Origin of the sequence: Gordonibacter pamelaeae (assembly GCF_003340385.1) — a bacterium.
GTDB lineage: Bacteria > Actinomycetota > Coriobacteriia > Coriobacteriales > Eggerthellaceae > Gordonibacter > Gordonibacter pamelaeae.
On record NZ_PPTS01000004.1, the window covers coordinates 59,438 to 76,291 of the forward strand.

12 protein-coding genes are annotated in these 16,854 nt (G+C 67.3%); 5 read left to right on the top strand and 7 right to left on the bottom strand.

What is annotated here, in order from left to right:
* Positions 1–21: 21 nt before the first annotated feature.
* Entirely contained in the window at positions 22–1,638 is a 1,617-nt protein-coding gene (locus C1877_RS07405) for a response regulator transcription factor (protein WP_244909817.1), read from the bottom strand.
* Positions 1,639–2,108: 470 nt separating this feature from the next.
* Here C1877_RS07405 and C1877_RS07410 point away from each other — a divergent pair, with 470 nt between their 5' ends.
* The 3 genes from C1877_RS07410 to C1877_RS07420 all read left to right on the top strand — a co-directional run bounded on the left by C1877_RS07410 (position 2,109) and on the right by C1877_RS07420 (position 5,255).
* A complete protein-coding gene (locus C1877_RS07410; protein ID WP_114568839.1) occupies positions 2,109–4,532 on the top strand; it encodes a molybdopterin-dependent oxidoreductase in 2,424 nt (807 codons plus the stop codon).
* A 9-nt stretch (positions 4,533–4,541) separates the two neighbouring features.
* Positions 4,542–4,892 carry a 4Fe-4S dicluster domain-containing protein gene (locus C1877_RS07415; protein WP_015540486.1) on the top strand — a complete coding sequence of 117 codons (351 nt, stop codon included), beginning with the start codon at positions 4,542–4,544 and terminating at the stop codon, positions 4,890–4,892.
* 63 nt (positions 4,893–4,955) lie between these two features.
* Positions 4,956–5,255, top strand: coding sequence for a hypothetical protein (locus C1877_RS07420; RefSeq protein WP_015540485.1), 300 nt, complete (start codon positions 4,956–4,958; stop codon positions 5,253–5,255).
* A 117-nt stretch (positions 5,256–5,372) separates the two neighbouring features.
* On the opposite strand, the gene C1877_RS07425 is transcribed toward C1877_RS07420, so the two are convergent.
* From C1877_RS07425 to C1877_RS07435, 3 genes are all read right to left on the bottom strand, one after another.
* A complete protein-coding gene (locus C1877_RS07425) occupies positions 5,373–6,380 on the bottom strand; it encodes a uroporphyrinogen decarboxylase family protein (RefSeq protein ID WP_041239803.1) in 1,008 nt (335 codons plus the stop codon).
* A gap of 76 nt (positions 6,381–6,456) precedes the next feature.
* Positions 6,457–7,461 carry a uroporphyrinogen decarboxylase family protein gene (locus C1877_RS07430; protein ID WP_114568840.1) on the bottom strand — a complete coding sequence of 335 codons (1,005 nt, stop codon included), beginning with the start codon at positions 7,459–7,461 and terminating at the stop codon, positions 6,457–6,459.
* Positions 7,462–7,499: 38 nt separating this feature from the next.
* Positions 7,500–8,138, bottom strand: a complete 639-nt coding sequence (locus tag C1877_RS07435) for a corrinoid protein (RefSeq protein WP_114568841.1) — start codon at positions 8,136–8,138, stop codon at positions 7,500–7,502.
* Positions 8,139–8,384: 246 nt separating this feature from the next.
* Between C1877_RS07435 and C1877_RS07440 the strand changes: the two genes are divergently transcribed.
* Positions 8,385–9,932 (top strand): ASKHA domain-containing protein, encoded by a 1,548-nt coding sequence (locus tag C1877_RS07440; RefSeq protein WP_181813816.1) that lies wholly within the window; start codon positions 8,385–8,387, stop codon positions 9,930–9,932.
* The gene (locus tag C1877_RS07445; protein ID WP_220149905.1) at positions 9,929–10,561 is read left to right on the top strand and encodes a DUF2284 domain-containing protein; all 633 of its coding nucleotides are present in this window, start codon (positions 9,929–9,931) and stop codon (positions 10,559–10,561) included. Before C1877_RS07440 ends, C1877_RS07445 begins: the two co-directional genes overlap by 4 nt.
* 176 nt (positions 10,562–10,737) lie before the next feature.
* On the opposite strand, the gene tig is transcribed toward C1877_RS07445, so the two are convergent.
* The 3 genes from tig to C1877_RS07460 all read right to left on the bottom strand — a co-directional run bounded on the left by tig (position 10,738) and on the right by C1877_RS07460 (position 16,852).
* Positions 10,738–12,051, bottom strand: coding sequence for a trigger factor (gene tig, locus C1877_RS07450; RefSeq protein ID WP_015540479.1), 1,314 nt, complete (start codon positions 12,049–12,051; stop codon positions 10,738–10,740).
* A gap of 621 nt (positions 12,052–12,672) precedes the next feature.
* Entirely contained in the window at positions 12,673–12,912 is a 240-nt protein-coding gene (locus C1877_RS15480; RefSeq protein ID WP_123674354.1) for a hypothetical protein, read from the bottom strand.
* Positions 12,913–13,399: 487 nt separating this feature from the next.
* On the bottom strand, positions 13,400–16,852 hold the full coding sequence (locus tag C1877_RS07460) for an ABC transporter permease (RefSeq protein WP_114568844.1): 3,453 nt from the start codon (positions 16,850–16,852) through the stop codon (positions 13,400–13,402).
* Positions 16,853–16,854: the final 2 nt, after the last annotated feature.

Here is a 16,854-nt window from a genome sequence, read left to right on the forward strand (position 1 = left end):
TGGGCGGGGCGGCGACCGCGATCAGGCCCGGTCGTCCAGGATGTCCTGCAGCATGTCCCCGGCGGCCGCCACGTCGGTGTCCTCCACCAGGTCCATGAGCTCCTGGCGCGAGTGGACGCCCGTCTTCTGGTAGATGTTGTAGATATGGGCCTTCGCGGTGTGCGACGATATGATGAGTTTCTCGGTGATGTAGTCGGCGTTCCTGCCCTTCGCCAGCATGCCCAGCACCTCGCGCTGGCGATTCGACAGGCCGTAGGTGCGGGCGACGATCTCGCACTTTATATGGAAGATGCCCGGGCGAGCCACCGCGCCCTCGCCTGTCGCAGGCTCGGCACCGTCTTCGCCCGCCGCCTCGAGGCGGCGGATCGGCGCGCCGCCGGTCGTGGTGGAGCCGGCGCCCTCGTCCGTCGCGCCATCCGCACCGCGCCTGATGCGCGTCTCGTCCGGGTAGTTGTCCTCGGTCATGACGAACGACGCCGAGAATATCACCAGCATCATGAACACCACCACGACGGCAGCAGAGGTCGTCTCGTAGGTGAAACCGCCCATCCCCTCAGAGGAGAACCCGAAGAACGCCAGCGCCATGCCCACCGCGACCCCTGCGAGGCAGATGAGGCGACCGAACGAGAACGCCCTGATGGGCGACAGGTCGCACAGCGCCACGTGCTTGCACATGGCCGACAGCGAGCAGGTGATGGGGAACAGCGACCCGCAGAGCAGCAGGACGGCGAACACGAACTTGAGCGCCGGGGGCGCGAACATGAGCGGGAACGCCACCACCGCGGCGAACGGGAGGAAGAACCGCATGGTGATCGTCTCGTTCACACGGTTCTTCCGACAGGCATCGACCAGGAGGAACGCGCACGTGCCCACCACGAGCACCTCGGCGATCGCATAGGCCCATGAATGCACGAACTCGGTTGACAGCAGGCAGCCCAACCCGAACCCGGCAGCCATGCCCGCCGTTGCCGTGGCCAGGTACGATCTCCACGCCACGCGGTTGCGCGCGTCCGACGTCCTTCGGTCCACCACCGGCTGTCGGCCCAGATGGAAGAATGCGAACACGCAGGCGTAGGCCGCGAACGCCACCACCGGGAACACGAGCGCGAAGAAGAATCCCATCTCGGCGCCCGCAAACAGCAGACCCGCGCACGCCGCGAGCGCGCAGCAGAAGATGCCCAGGACGTAGGTCTTGATGGACACGTGGAAGTTCAGGCACACGAACTCCCCGTACAGGCCGTAGACCAGGCCGAAGCCAGCTCCCAGCAGCACGGACGAGAAAAGCGTCCACAAGCCGGACAGCGCAAGCCACAATCCCGCCGCCCCGGCCGCCGTGCAGACGAGCGCCAGGGCGTACTGCACCCGCCTGCGGCGCGAGAAGAAGTCCGAGAGGGCCCAGGTGATGGCCAACGCCGCCATGGCGCCCAGCACGAAGCAGAGATGCGGCCCGCCCGCCGCCCCCGCAGCGGCGGCGGAGGGGACGAAGGCCGACGTGCCCAGCATGAGGAACGCCCACCCGTAGCAGGCGACGGTTCCCACCAATCCGATGAGCATGCGCGGATTGACGAGCAGCCACTGGTCCTTGCCCTCGTCGCCCATGAGCTCGCGCACAAATTCCGTACCGTGATCCAGCTTCAACGATTTCAACCCCCTGAAAGTCATCGCCGAACTACCGCCCGACCCCTCGCGCCTTCGGGCCTGGCGGGCGCCCGAAGGCGTCCGCACGTTATATCATGACCTCGCAATCCTCCGCAAACCGCTCATAATGGCGCCCTCTCCGCCGCTCCCCGCCGTCGTGCCCAGCATAAACCACCCAAGCCCCGCACCCGCGAAGATAAGGCATGGGGTATTAGGCTCGCGCCGAAGATAAGGCGCGCCTTCGCATGGCGTCCCGCTGCCACCGCACCTTCCGCGTGCACTCTCTTCCGCGCTCCCGCGTGCCCGGCACGGGGCTTGGCGAAATCAGGCGCCACGCCCCACGGCGCCGCGGCCCGCCGCGTCGAAATAGGAAGCCCGACGGCATGCCGCCCGCGAGCGTCCTCCCTAGAATCTCGGGTATGCGACAAGCCCGCGAGGCCGCGGGCCGCATGGGACGAGAAAGGAGCACCATGGCCGACTACCGAGAGTTTCTGGAAAAGCTCGACCGCAAGGCCTACCACGAAGGGGAATGGCAGTGGCAGGAGGACGGCTACACCGTCACCCGCACGACGCACTGGTCGCCGCCGGGCTGCCACATGGGCTGCGGCGTGCTGCTGTACACGAAGGACGGCAAGCTGGAGCGCGTGGAGGGCGACCCGCTGAACGCCGTGGCCAACGGCAAGCTGTGCATGCGCTGCCTCGACCTTCCCGAGGCGGTGAACCACCCCGACCGCCTGAAGTACCCCCTGCGCCGCTTTGGCGAGCGCGGTCAGGACCGGTGGGAGCGCATCAGCTGGGACGAGGCCTACGACGAGATCACCGAGCGCGTGCTCGCCATCAAGGAGGAGCACGGGTCCGAATCCATCGTGGTCGTGCACGGCACCGGCCGCAACATCGGCTGGCAGGTCCCCTACTTCGCGTCGGCCTGCATGGAGACGCCGAACGTCTCCACATTCGGGTTCACCGGCTTCGCCTGCTATCTGCCGCGCATGATCGGCACGTCGGCGAAGTACGGCGACATGATCATCGTGGATGCCTCGCAGGCCCACCCCGACCGCTACGCGAACCCCGATTGGCAGGCGCCCGGCGTCGTCCTGGTGTGGGGCAACGAGCCCATCAAGTCCAACGCCGACGGCTTTTTGGGCCATTGGCTCGTGCAGTGCGTGCAGATGGGCTCGAAGATCGTCTCCGTCGATCCGCGCCTCACCTGGTGGGGGGCCCGCGCGGCGTACTGGCTGCCCGTGCGGCCCGGCACCGACGCCGTGGCGGCCATGGCGCTGCTCAACGTGGTCATCGAGGAAGACCTCTACGACCATGACTTCGTGGACCGCTGGTGCTACGGCTTCGAGGCGCTCGCCGAGCGCGTGGCCGACAAGACGCCCGAGTGGGCCGCGCCCATCTGCGAGGTGGACGCCGAAGCGCTGCGCGGCGCCGCCCGCCTCATCGCCACGTCGTCGAGCTGCGCCTGCCAGTGGGGCCTCGCCTTCGAGCAGCAGATCGCCGCGCTCGGCGTGACCGAGGCCGTGGCCGACCTCATGGCCATCACCGGCAACATCGACAACCCGGGCGGCAACGCGCTGTACCGCTGCGCCTTCCTCATCGAGAAGCGCTACGGCCTGGGCGACGAGTACATCGATCCGGAGGTGTACGCCAAGAAGCTCATACCCGCCACCTCGGGCATCAACGAGTCAAACATCGTTTCGTGCGCCGACACCGACGCCATCCTGGCAGCCATCGAGACGGGCGAGCCCTACCCCATCCAGATGTTCTGGATCCAGAGCTCCAACGCGCTGGCCTGCGCCTCCATGGACCCGGCCCGCACGCGCGCAGCCCTCATGAAGGTGCCGTTCATCGTGGTGGCGGACCCGTTCATGACGCCCACGGCCCAAGCGGTTGCCGACATCGTGCTGCCCGTGGCCATGAGCTGCGAGCGCAATTCCTGCCGCACCTGGTGGACGCCCGTGCGCACCATGGTGAAGGTGACCGACTACTACGAGGCGAAGTCAGACGAGCAGATCTGCCTCGAACTGGGAAAGCGCATCAAACCCGAGCACTGGCCGTGGGCCGACGACAAGGAATGGTGCACCTGGTACCTCACCGACCAGCTGGCGCCCGGCGGCACCGAGTACGACCGCACCTGGGAGGACACGGTGCAGAACCCGAGCGAGAACAGCTGCAACGGCACGGCGTACTGGGACTGGGACGCCACGTACCATAAGTACGAGAAGGGCATGCTGCGCCCCGACGGCCAGCCGGGCTTCAACACGCCTACCGGGCGCATCGAGCTGTGGTCGTTCGGCTACGACCACTGGGGCGTCGACCCGCTGCCCTACCACATCGAGCCGCCCGAGAGCCCGCTCTCCACGCCCAAGACCTTCGAGGAGTTCCCGCTCATCCTCTCCGGCGGCGGGCGCTCCTTCGAGTTCTTCCATTCGGAGCACCGCCAGCTGCCCACCATGCGCGAGTTCCACCCCGACCCGCTCATCATGGTGAGCCCGGAGGACTGCAAGCGCTTCGGCGTGCGCGACGGCGCGTGGATCTGGGTCGAGAACAGCCGCGGCGCCCGTTTCAAGCAGAAGGTGAAGGAGACCATTGAGGTCATGCCCGGCCGTGTGCATGCCGAGCACGGCTGGTGGTTCCCCGAGCAGGACGGCGCCGAGCCCAACTTCTACGGCACGTACGACTCGAACCTCAACAATATGACCGAGGCGTTCCGCACGGGACAGGGCGGCATCGGGTCCGCCATCAAGAGCATGCTCTGCAAGATCTACCCCGTGCAGGAAGGCGACGTGCTCCCGCACGAGGTCATCGCCGAGAAAGGCGACTTCGCGCCCTACGAGCCCGGCAAGCCCTACCAGCCGGTCGAAGAGCCCGTCGTCACGGTTATGAGCTAGGAGGCTCGCATGGAAGGCATACTGGTCAACTACGAGTACTGCACGGGCTGCCACTCCTGCGAGGTGGCCTGCCGCAACGCCCGCGGCCTCGCGGCCGGCGAGTTCGGCATCAAGCTCGCCGAGGTGGGACCCTACCGCTACGAGACGCCCATCGACGCCGACACGCCGTATGAGTGGGTGTACAACCCCACCCTCACGAAGGCGTGCGACCTGTGCGCGGAGCGTACCGCCGCAGGCAAGATGCCCGCCTGCGTGCAGGCCTGCCAGGCATGGTGCCTGTACCACGGCGAGGTGGAGGAGCTCGTGCGGAAGATGGACGGCAAAACCCGCTGGGCGCTCTACACTCCCGCAGGAAAGTAACCGCAACCGATCGCCGGCCCCCTTGCCCCGGCGGCAAGGGGGCCTCACGTAAGGAGGGACATCATGGAGATCAACCTGACCATCAGGGGCGAGGAGAAGTTCCGCGCGTTCGTCGAGGAGCACGCCCTTATCGGCTACGATGCCGCGAGAAGCGACCTCGAGGAGCAGTTCCTCGCCGACGAGAAGGCCGGCCGCTACGTCCTGGCGCCCGAGAAGGCCAAGGACGGCCAAGAGCACGTGAAGCCCTGCATGGGCGTGTGCCTGGCCTACGACGCCCAGGGAACGCAGCTCGGCGGCGGCAAGGCCTACCTCGACAAGGGCCAGGAACCGGCCCGCAAGGACCTCACGATCGTGTTCATGTAGGAGCATCGCGGCTCCCTGCCGGGCATTCCGCATGCCGGGAACCCGAACGTGCGACGGCCGCCGTCCCCCCCCCTGGGACGGCGGCCGTCGCTTTCCTCCTGCCAAACTTGCGCAGCGCTACGAGGGCCGCTGCCCCGCCTCCAAAATCGGGTGCTCCCGCGCCCATCGCCTGCCGTACTTCTCCAGCTCGTCGTTCACGACGGCATCGTTCCATGCGCGGAAGCACTTGCCGCTCGGGATGGAAGGGTAGAAGCGCCCTGCCGGGCAGTACGCGTCGATGGCGCGGCGCACCTCCGCCCTGATCTCCTCCTCGCCGATGTGCTCGATATCCACCGCCGGGGCGTCGATGCCGCCGATGATGGCCAGCTCGCCTCCCGTCCTCTCCTGAATGGCGGGGAGGTCGTTCTGCGGTATGGCCCCCTGCCAGATGTCGATGCCTATCTCTACCATGTCCTCCACTATGGGTTCGCAGATGCAGTCGGCGTGGTGCACGAACAGCATGCCGCACTCATGCGCCGTCGCCACGATCTCGGCATGCAGAGGCTTGATCAGCTCGCGCCACACGGTGGGCGGCAGGAACAGGTTCTGCTTCGATCCCCAGTCGTCCTGGAAGAACACCACGTCGGGCTGGAACTGGCGCGCCGCCTCGCGTAGGACGGCAATCTTGTAGTCGGCTATCTCGCGCAGCATGTCCGCCATTTCCTCGGGCTCCTCCAGATAGGCGCAGAACGCGTCCTCCATGCCCATGAGGAAATGGGAGCGCTCGAACAGCCCCTGTGCCGAGAAGAGCCCCACGAACCGCTCGCTGCGGTCCGCACCGGCGGCGAATTCCCTCGCCGCGCTCCAGTCGAGCCCCTCGAGCGCGGGCACCTTCAGCTGCTCGCGCCATGCCGTGACGTCTTTCACCACGGCGTTCTCCGGCGTGACATGGGGGTGCTTGCCGGGAGAGCCGGGCAGCTTCACGCATACCGTGCCCCAGCTGTCCCGATGCTCCAAACCGTCGTCGGGCACGCTATCCGCCGCGAAGACGGGGTCCGGCGCGAAGTCGAGCGCCGCCATGAAGTCGCCGTAGTAGTCCGGTTGCTCCCGGTTGAATATCGCCATCATGTTCTCTCTGGGTTTCATGTGTCCTCCTCGTTTGAAAAGCCGCATCTTCCGGTTACCTGCAAGGAAATCCTCCTCGAAGCCCCGCCGTCCCGCCCTACCGTGCGTAGAACTCGTCAACGGCAGCAAAGAACGCGTCGATGTTCTCCAGAGGTGCCATCGGCGGCACGTCGCACCCGGTGGAGATCACGAAGTTGGGATAGCCCGCGCATGCCTCCAGCACTTCGAGCGTCGCCGCGCGCACGGAGTCCGGCGTGCCGTTGCGCAACTGCTCGGCGGGGGCTACGTTGCCCATGGCCACACGGTCGGCGGGAACGAGCGGCATCACGTCGGCCATGGAGATGGCGTTGCCGAAGTGGAAGGCGGCGGCGCCGGTGTCCACGATGGAGTCCATCATCTTGGGGACCCCGCCGCCGCAGTTGTGGTAGACCACGGCGAACGAATCGGTTTGCACCTCTTTCACGATGCGGCGCACGTAGGCCGAGGAGAACTCCTCGGCGAGATCGGGCGACAGCAGGCCCGCAAGCGGCTCGGCCAAAACCACGCCGTCGGCGCCCGCCGCGCGGAAGGCGTCCGCGTAGGCGGCCACGAACTCGGCGGCCTTCTCGAGCACGGCATGCACGAGCTCGGGTTCCTCGTAGCACATCACCATGACCTCGGACACGTCCATGAGCCGCCCTGCCAGCGAGAACGGGCCTATGGCACCGGCGAGCACCGGGCGGTCGTCGATCAAGGGAGCCACCTTGGCTATGGCCTCCACGTACAATCCCGTGCGCCCTACACCCACCGCGGGCACCACGATGCCGCTGGGGTCGGTGTCCTCGTCGACGAGCGCGCCCACCACCGTGGGAACCTCGTCATCGCTTACGACCGTCTCCGCTCCGAACGCCTCCGCCTCCACGGACAGATCCATGAACGACACCGCGGCCGCTGTCGGATACCTCTGCGCAACAAGGCGCATGGCCTCAGCCTGGTAGTCCGACGACCCGATGAGGTCGCGCACCGAGATGCCCATCAGCTGCACGGCCGGAAACGAGAGCACCGGCAACGCCTTCTTCCTCTCCGTCGCAATGATGCCGGAGAGCCACTTCCTCATATCCATGGGATACTTCCCCTCCTTCCGGGCACGCCGCCCATCTTTTACGCGCCCACCAGCTCGGCGGCCTTGACGGCGGCCGCGCCCGCGTCGGGCGTGTACGCATCGGCGCCCACCTCGTCGGCATACGCCTGCGTCACCGGGGCGCCGCCGATCATGACCTTCACCTTGTCACGCAAACCCGCCTCCTCGATAGCCCTGATAGTCGCTCCGATCTCGGGCATCGTGGTGGTGAGCAGCGCCGAGCAGCACACGATGTCGACGTCGTCGTGCTCCTGCAGAAAGCTCACGAACGCCTCCGGCGCCACGTCTACGCCCAGATCCGTCACCTCGAAACCCTTGCCCTCTATCATCATGCGCACGAGGTTCTTGCCGATGTCGTGCATGTCGCCCTTCACCGTGCCGATGACAGCCTTACCCAAGGGCTCAGCCCCCGCCTCGGCAAGATGCGGCTTGAGCACCTCGGTACCCGCGGACATGGCACGGGCGGCCACCAGCATCTCAGGCACGAACGCTTCGCCAGCGCTGAAGCGATCGCCGATGACGCCCATGGGGGCGATGAGCCCCTCGTCGAGGATGGCCTGGGCCGCCACCCCCTCGTCGAGCGCCCGCTGCACCAGCGGACCCACCTCCTTTCTCTTGCCACGCATCACCGCACTGGCTATTTCCTCGGTCGTTGTCATGAAAGCCCCTCTTCCTCTCGTAGTAGACAGTCGATCGCCTCAGTCTAGGAAGACGCGGCGAAAAGGGCATGGGGCGAGATTGCTTATTTCGGCCGTTCGGCCGTTCGGCCCCGGGCCGTGCATCAGGCCCGGTACCCGAAGTTGACCTTAGGGGCCATACGACAGTGCTTATCTTGGGTTTGCGAGCTCCCGATGCCCGCCCCTATGCGCTACCATGCACCTCCCAAGAAGGAATGGGGGGATCATATGGACGTGATCGTGCACGGTCAGGACGGTGACATCAGACTCATCGAAGCGGAGGCGGGACAGACCCTGCTCGAGGCCCTGCGCGAAGGCGGCGAGGCACTGCTCGCCCCATGCGGCGGCATCGGCACCTGCGGGAAATGCCGCGTGCTCGTGCGCGATAAGGCGGGCACGAGCTATCGCCTCGCCTGCCGGACGAACGTGGCGGCCGGCATGGAGGTCCTGCCCGACGATCTGGGAACCTTGCCGGTAGCCGGAAGCGAGGCGACGACCGCTTCGGGGCCGGCGACACAGGGTGAGAGCGATCGCCGTCTCGGGCTCGCCGTAGACGTGGGCACCACCACGCTGGCGCTGCACCTGGTGGATCTTGACTCCCGGCTCATTGTGGCCAGCGTAGGCAAGGTGAACCCCCAGGTGGCGTTCGGAGGCGATGTGGTAGCGCGCATCGCGGCCGCCTCGGCGGCGGAGGGGTTGGAGGCTCTTTGCTCCTCCCTGCGCGGCGGGCTCGACGACGCGCTCGCCGCCCTCGGGCTCAGTGCGGGGCAAAGCGTCGGCTGGCAGGATCTCGAACGCGTGGCCGTGGCAGGCAACACGGTCATGGAGCACTTCGCCGCCGGCCTCGACCCAAAGCCGATAGGCACCTTCCCCTTCGCGCCCTTCGCGCTCTTCGGGAACGAGTGCAATCTGTGGCAGCCGCACGACTGCGACGAGCCCCCTGTGCGCGCATACCTGGCGCCCGCCGTGGCGGGATACGTAGGCGGCGACGTGACGGCCGGCCTCCACATCTCGGACATGGCAGCCTCCCCTGCACTCCAGCTGTACCTTGACGTCGGCACGAACGGCGAGATGGCGCTCGGCAACAGCGAGCGCATCGTATGCTGCGCCACGGCGGCCGGGCCCGCGTTCGAGGGTGCCGGTATAACGCTGGGCATGCCGGCCCTGAGCGGTGCCGTAAGCGCCGTCGCGCTCGAAGGCGACGGACTCGCTATCGCAACCGTGGGAGGCGCCGAACCGGTAGGCATCTGCGGATCGGGGCTCTTAGACGCTGTCGCCTGCCTGCTCGAGCTGGGCATCGTCGACGAGACCGGGCGCCTGCTCGAAGCCGGAGAGGTCGGCCCGCGCCTCGCGTGGCGCCTGGGCACAGAACAGGAACAGCGGGTATGCTACCTCGACGCCGAAAAGCGCGTGTATCTCACCCAAGGCGACGTGCGCGGCGTGCAGCTGGCCAAGGCGGCCATAAGGGCGGGCATCGACACGCTGATGGACGAGATGCACGTCTCCTACGACGACGTGCGCCGCATCGCGTTGGCAGGCGGGTTCGGAGCGCACCTCAGCGCGGCGAGCGCGGCCCGCATCGGCCTTTTGCCCGCCGCCCTCGAGCACAAGGTCGACCTGCTGGGAAACGCGGCGGGGAAGGGGGCAGCGGCGGCGCTCTTCCCGGAAGGGCGAGCAGCCCTGGAGAGCGTCGCCGCCTCCTGCTCGCACGTCGAGCTCTCCACGAGCCCAACGTTCGCCGGCCTCTATCTCGACGCGATGGGCTTCGAGCCATGATGTGCGCAGTATGCGCCTGCCGCGATGCAGGCTGCACAGGTGAAATGGACGCCCGCAGGGGCGCCTTCGTCTGCGAGCTGGCGGCGCGGGCCCGCAACCGGGGGTTCACCCACTACGGATGCACTCCTGCAACAAGCCTGTCCGTGAACCCCGCAGTACGCTCCCTGTGTGCGGAGAACCGCTGCCAATCCTATGGACGGAACTGGACGTGCCCGCCCGCGTGCGGAACCCTGGACGATTTCTCGGCAGCCTTGGCAAGCCGCTCCGTCGCACTCGTCGTGCAAACGGTCGGGCAGCTGGAGGACGAGTTCGATGTCGAGGGAATGATGGCGGCGGAACGGGTGCACAAGGAGCGGTTCGCGGTGCTTGCACAAGATGCCCTCGATGGCTTCAACACCGGCAGACAGGGGCTGGGATCAGGCATCCCTCGTCCCCTGCCCCTGTCTGCCGGCGCATGCACGCTCTGCACCACATGCAGCTGTCCCGACGCGCCCTGCCGCCACCCCGATCGCGCGCTCGTCTCGATGGAGGCGGCGGGCCTGATGGTCTCCGAAGCATGCGAGACGGCCGGCCTACCCTACTACCACGGCCCAGGCACCATCTCCTACACCAGCTGCATCCTGCTCTAAGCACTTTCGCCAACTAGCCGCCCTACGCCCGCCCCCTCTTCGCCCAGCCCAAGGCGCGCGAGGGGAGTCATCCCGGCACATGCATCCATCCCCAGCCGGACGAGAAAGCGCGCGCGAAAAGCAAAGGAACCGGCCCAAGAGCCGGTTCCTCCCTCATAAACGATGCTGCCCTGCCGCTACTCGGCCGCGGGGGTCTCGTTCGGGTCCTTCACGGTGATGTCCGCGTGCTCGAGGAGCCACTTGTTCGCCTTGATGCGCTCGGCCGCCTCGCGCAGCGCGAAGCCGCGGCCCGACTCCTCCATCTGGCGACGCACGCCCTGGGGGTTCTGCGGGTTCATGGCAGCGCAGGCCTCCTGCACGTCCTCGTCGCTCACCACCAGGCCCTCGTGGCGGAACAGGGCGTCCAGCGCGTAGCCCTGCACGAGCATCTGGCGCGTCTGCATCATCATCATCATGTTGAACTGCTGCTCGCCGCCCTGCTGCTCGACGAACTGGTCCCACGTCATGTTCTGCTGCTCCACCTCGGCGCGCATGTTGTTCATGAGGTTGCGGGACATGGACTCGTACACCTCGTCGGCGATGCTGCCCTTGAAGCGCTTCGCCAGCTCGCCGGCGGCCATGTTGCGCTTGTAGTTCTCGTACTCGCCCGACAGCTGGCGGTTCAGGCCGCGGCGGATGTCGTCGCGCATGGCGGCCACGTCCTTGTACATGGGCATGAACTTCGCCACCCAGGCGTCGTCGATGACGGGGGCGACCTTCTTCTGGATCTCCTTGACCGTGACGGTGCACTCGATGGTCTCGACGATCTCGTTGCCCTCGTCGTCGATGCCGGGGCCCTCGAACGTGAAGGTCTTCGTCTCGCCCACGTCCATGCCGATGATGTTCTCGTCGAAGCCGTCGGGCATGAGGCCGGCGCCGGCGGAGTACGTGCGCGCGTCGGTGGTCAGGCCGGGCAGCTTCTCGCCGTTCTCGTAGGACTCCATGGCCAAAAGGCAGCTGTCGCCCTTGCGCACGGGGTGCGGGTCGTCGGCCACGAACTCGGCGTAGCGCTCGGCAACCTGGTTGATCTGCTCGTCCACCTGGCGCTCGTCGATCGACACCTCCTGGATGGTGATGGAGACCGGCTCGTAGGACGTCAGTTCGTAGTCCGGCTTCGGCGTGAGGTGCAGGCCGAACTGGAACGTCTGGCCGCGCTTGAGCGCCGTCTTGGGCTCGGGCTGCGGCGGGAACGCGGGGATGACGCCGACCTTGTCGATGGCGAACGGCACGAGGGCCTCGACCGCCTGGTTCATGACGACCGAGTCCAAGTCCTTGATGCCCATGCGCTCCTCGGCCGCCTGGGCCACCGTCTTGTCCTTCTCGGGGCGCATGCCCATCTGCTGGGCGAACGCGAGGTGCGCGTTGTTGAGCGCGTTGCTCACCTCGGCCGTCGAGGCAACGGCGTCGATCAGCAGGCGGCCGTCGTCGAGTTTCTTCTGCGTGACTTTCATCTTGGTTCCGTCTCCTTCTTACGAGCACTGCGGCACAGGGCGCCGGGTGGAGGCGGAAACGGCGTGCCGACCGCAATGCGATACGTGCAGAAACCGTGCACGGACGTTCCCCTCCAATACCTTGCTAGCTTGCAATTGTAACGCACATCGTCGCCCACCGCGACGAGATGCCCGCAAATATAAGGCGATGTCCAACCGGCTGCCCTCCGGGAAAAAGAGACTGCACGGCATGCGTTCCGCGAAGCCCAAGAAGGGCGAACGAGGCGCGGGAGGTCTATTCAGGGGGTTCAACCTCCGCGCCCGCGCGGCGCATACCGTGCAGCACGCCCCGTACTATACGGAAAGGCCGCTCCAAGTGCATTATACCAAGGGGCCTATTTTGCGCCCCGGCCTCATACCAGACGTACCAGATTCCCGGCCGCACGCGGGGAAACGCACGCCATAGGCCCTCTTGGAAGACCCCATCCGGCTCCGTCCCGCGTCCCTGCAACCACGCTGCCGCCGCACCCCTTCCCTCCGCACGCCCCCGCTTCCACGGCGCCCGATACGACAAGACCCCCGGCAGAGAGAGGCCGGGGGTCTGCGTTCGCCGTTGAAGAGGAGGTCGGCGAAAGGGGATAGCTACTTGCCGGGGGTGCCGGGGGCGGCAGGGGGCTTCGGGGCGCCCGGGGCACCGGGAGCCTTCGGGGCGCCGGGAGCGCCGGGCACGCCGGGAGCACCCGGGGCGCCGGGCATGCCGGGGGCCTTCGTCGCCTTGGCGCCGCAGCTCGGGCACGCGTCCAGGCTGGGGTCCACTTCCGCGCCGCACTTGGGGCACTTGATGGGGCCGTTCAGGTCAACCGCTGCTGGTCTGAAGCACATGAGGAGATCCTTTCTCTTTTATGGTCCGATCGGTCCGTCGCGAAACCCCGGGCCCTGCTCGGGCTTGCGTGGTCTTCGAGGATCGGCCCGGAGCGTGCAGGGGGGCTTGCGCCGGGCCGATCCTCGAAGCGAACTCGACCTCTCGCAGACTACTCTAGCGTTCAGTACCGGGGCCGAGCATCCCCTATAAGCGCTTAAATAGTTGAAAAGCCGTAATACCTATGGTCTGATTCATTTCCACGACCTGCGGTTTTGCTCCCAAAGTAGTTTTGCGGAAGAAGTTTCCAAGAATGAGCCCCGCAGCAAGCACCCCCGCGCAGGTCGCCCCCCTCTCACCTGCCGAACGTCAAGCGGGTCGCGCTTGCGGAGAGCGCCTCGGGGCGGCGCTTGATGCGAGTTCCGCACGAGCCGAACGCCCCAGCGGGGCGTTCGTGCGAGCCAGGACTGCCCGAGCAGCAAGCGCCGCCCCAAGGCGCTCCAGGAAGGATTACTCGTTGGACTTCAGGCTCTCCACCATGTCGACCCGCGCGAGCTTGCGCCTCATGGCCAGCATCACCAGCACGGTGAACAGCATGGTGAGCAGAAACGCTATCACGAAGCTCGCCGCATGGATGGTGCGGCCGAACATCACCTGGTCCACTTCCGCCGTCACCACCACGAAGCCCTCCATGAAAACGCCGAGCACGAGCCCGACCGCGCACCCGATGACCGACAACAGCATGGTCTCGCGGTAGATGTAGGCGCTCACCTCGCGCGGCGTGAAGCCCAGCACCTTGAGCGTGGCTATCTCGCGCTGCCGCTCGGTGATGTTGATGTTCGTGAGGTTGTACAGCACGATGAACGCGAGCGCCGCCGCAGCCACCACGAGCACGATCACGATGAGCCCCACGCTCTTGAGCATGGACTTGTACGCGTCGATCACCTCGTCGTTGTAGGCCACGGTCTTCACCCCATCGATGGCGCGCACCGCATCGTTGAACTGCGCGCGCTCCCCGGCGTCGGAGCTCGTCACGGCGTAGTACGTGGAGAATGCCGGCTGGCCGCCCTCCATGCGCGCGTACTCGCCCGGGCCGATGAACACGTAGTTGTAGATGTAGTTCTCCATGACGCCCGTGACCGTGAGGTCGAACGTCTTGTCCGTGGCGTTGCCCATCTCGTCCTGCTCGGCCAGGCGCACCGTGTCGCCCACGCCCACTCCCAGCTCGTTCGCCAGCTTCTCGGCCAGCACCACGCCGTCATCGCCGATGGACAGTGGCTCATGCCCCACGCGCGTGCGCACGGTGAGGAAGTCGGCAAGGCCGCCCGGGTCCTCGGGCACCACCACGGACGCATGAACGTCGGCCTTGTCCGGCCCGCTGGCCACCATGCTCGCGCTCTGCACGCGCGTGGAGGACTCCACGGCGCCGCCTGCGCCCAGCAGGTCGTCCAGCTCCTGCTGCGACGCGGCCGGCAGGTCGTCCTCCGTGGTCACGACGGCGTTGTAGTGCACGATCTCGCCGTACTGCTTGTCGATGATGTCGTTGATGGCGTCCTGCAGGCCCAGGCCCGTGAGCAAGAGCGCCGTGCAGCCGGCGATGCCGATGACCGTCATCACGAACCGCTTCTTGTAGCGGAACAGGTTGCGGAACGTGACCTTCCACGAGAACGACAGCCGCCGCCATAGCGGGGCGATGCGCTCGAGCAGGATGCGCTTGCCGGCTTTCGGCGCGCGCGGCAGCATGAGCGTGGCCGGCCGCTCGCGCAGCGTGGCGAACGCGGCCGCCCAGGTGGCGACGAGCGTCACGCCCACGCCGAGACCGGCCGCCAACCCCGCGAGCCCAAGATCGATGGGCAGCGGCCCCCTCGGCACGAAGTAGATGATGGCGTAGGCCTCGGAGATCACGGCGGGCAGCACCTGCGAGAGCACCGCGATGCCCAGCACGCTTCCCGTCACGCTGGCCACGGCGGCGTACAGCAGGTACTTCGAGGCGATGCGCGCGCGGCTGTACCCGAGCGCCTTGAACGTGCCGATGAGCACGCGCTCCTCCTCCACCATGCGCGTCATGGTGGTGAGCGCCACGAGAGCCGCCACGAGGAAGAAGATGAACGGGAACACCTGCGCGATGGAGTCCACGCGGTTCGCGTCGGACTCGAAGCTCGCCACGCCGTAGTTCTGGTCGCGGTCCATGACGAGCCACGACGGGTTCTCCAAGTCGTCGATCTTCTGCTGCGCGTCGGCAATCTGACGCTCGGCATCGGCGAACTGCGCGTCGGCGTCGGCCTTCTGGCGCTCGTACTCGGCCAGACCGCCCTCGTAGTCGGCCCTGCCCTGCTCGAGCTGCGAGCGCCCGCTCGCTATCTGCGCCGCCGCCTCGTCGAGCTGCTGCTGCGCCGCCGCGATCTGCGCGTCGGCCTGCAAGCGCGCGGACGCCAGGTCGGCGGTGCCCTGCTCGACCTGCGCGACGGCGGCGTCGAACTGCGCCTTCTGGGCGTCGAACGCGGCCTGCTGGGCGTCGAGCTCCCCACGCGCCGCATTGACCGCCTGCTGCTGCGCCTCGAGCTCGCCGCGAGCTTCGTCGAGAGCCGCCTGCCCTCGGTCGATCTCGTCCTTGCCCGCATCGAGAACCTGCTTCTGGGCTTCCAGCCTCGCCCTGTTCTCGGCGTAATCGGGATTTTCGGGGTGGGCCTCGTTCGCATCCCACGCCGCCTGCCAAAGCGCCATGTTCTGCTGCCACTCGGCCGCCTTCGCCGACAGGGCGTCCTGCCGGCCCTGCCACTCGCCCCACCCCGCCGCCAGCGCGTCGGCTCCCTGCTGCCACTGCGCCCAGGCGTCGGCCAGCTGGGCCTGCCCCTGCTCGATGGCGGGGCGGGCGGCGTCGGTCTGGGCGCGGCCGTCGGCGAGCTGCCGTTCGGCCTCCGCAAGCTGCGCCTCGGCGCTCGCGCGCTGGCTCGCCAGCTCGGCCACGCCGCTATCGTAGGCGGCCTGCGCGTCGGCGAGCTTCTGCTTGTTCTCGGCGATGGCCGCAGCCGCCTCGTCCAGCTGGCGCTGCGCGTCGTTGAGCTGCTGCTCGGCATCGGCCCGCTCGCGCTCGTAGTCGGCGCGCTTCTCGTCGAGCTCCTTCTGGGCGTTGGCGCGCAGCCCGTCCGCGCGGGCCTGCTCGCGCGCGGGGGCGAGGGTCTCTATGCGGTCCTCTACCTCGTGCACGCGCTCGAAGTAGGCGTCGCTTCCCGAGAACTCGCCCGCCGCCCCCGCCACCGTGACGAAGGCCTCCGTGTAGGGCAGATCCTTCGAGAAATCCGATTCCGGCACGTACATGAACTGCTGCACCGAGCCCGACCCGAGCGAGGTGGTGCCCATGGACGTGGACGACACGTAGTACGAGGAGTGCACGTAGCCCACCACCTGGTACGTGCGCGTGGCCAGCACGTCGTCCACGTCCTGCGAGCCCTCGGTGATCTGCACCGTGTCGCCGATCTTCGTGGGCGTGTTCATCACCTTGTCGGCCGACAGCACGCACTCGCCCTCGCGCACCGGCCACGAGCCCTCCACAAGAACGGGCCGGTTCAGGTAGTCGGCGGCGCCGGAGACCGCGTTCACGCCGTCGCCCGTATCGCTTTCCGCAGCGGCGGCGGGCAGCGAGTGCACGCGGATAGCGTACTGCTCGTCGTTCACCGTGGCCATGACGTCCGTCTCGTAGGCACCCATGACCTGCGCGACGCCCTCCACGCCGCGCAGGGCGGCCAGGTCGTCGTCGGTGAGGCCGAGCGTCGACACCACGCGGATGTCCATGAGGTTCGTGCCGTCGTAGAACTGGTCGGCCGCGAGCTTCATGTCGGGGGCCGTCATGCGCAGCCCCGCGTAGAATCCCGTGCCCAACGCCACGATGCCGGCGATGGCCAGGAAGCGCCCGAGCGAGTGCGTGACGGAACGGAGGACGTCCTTGTTGAATGCGCCCCTCAAGC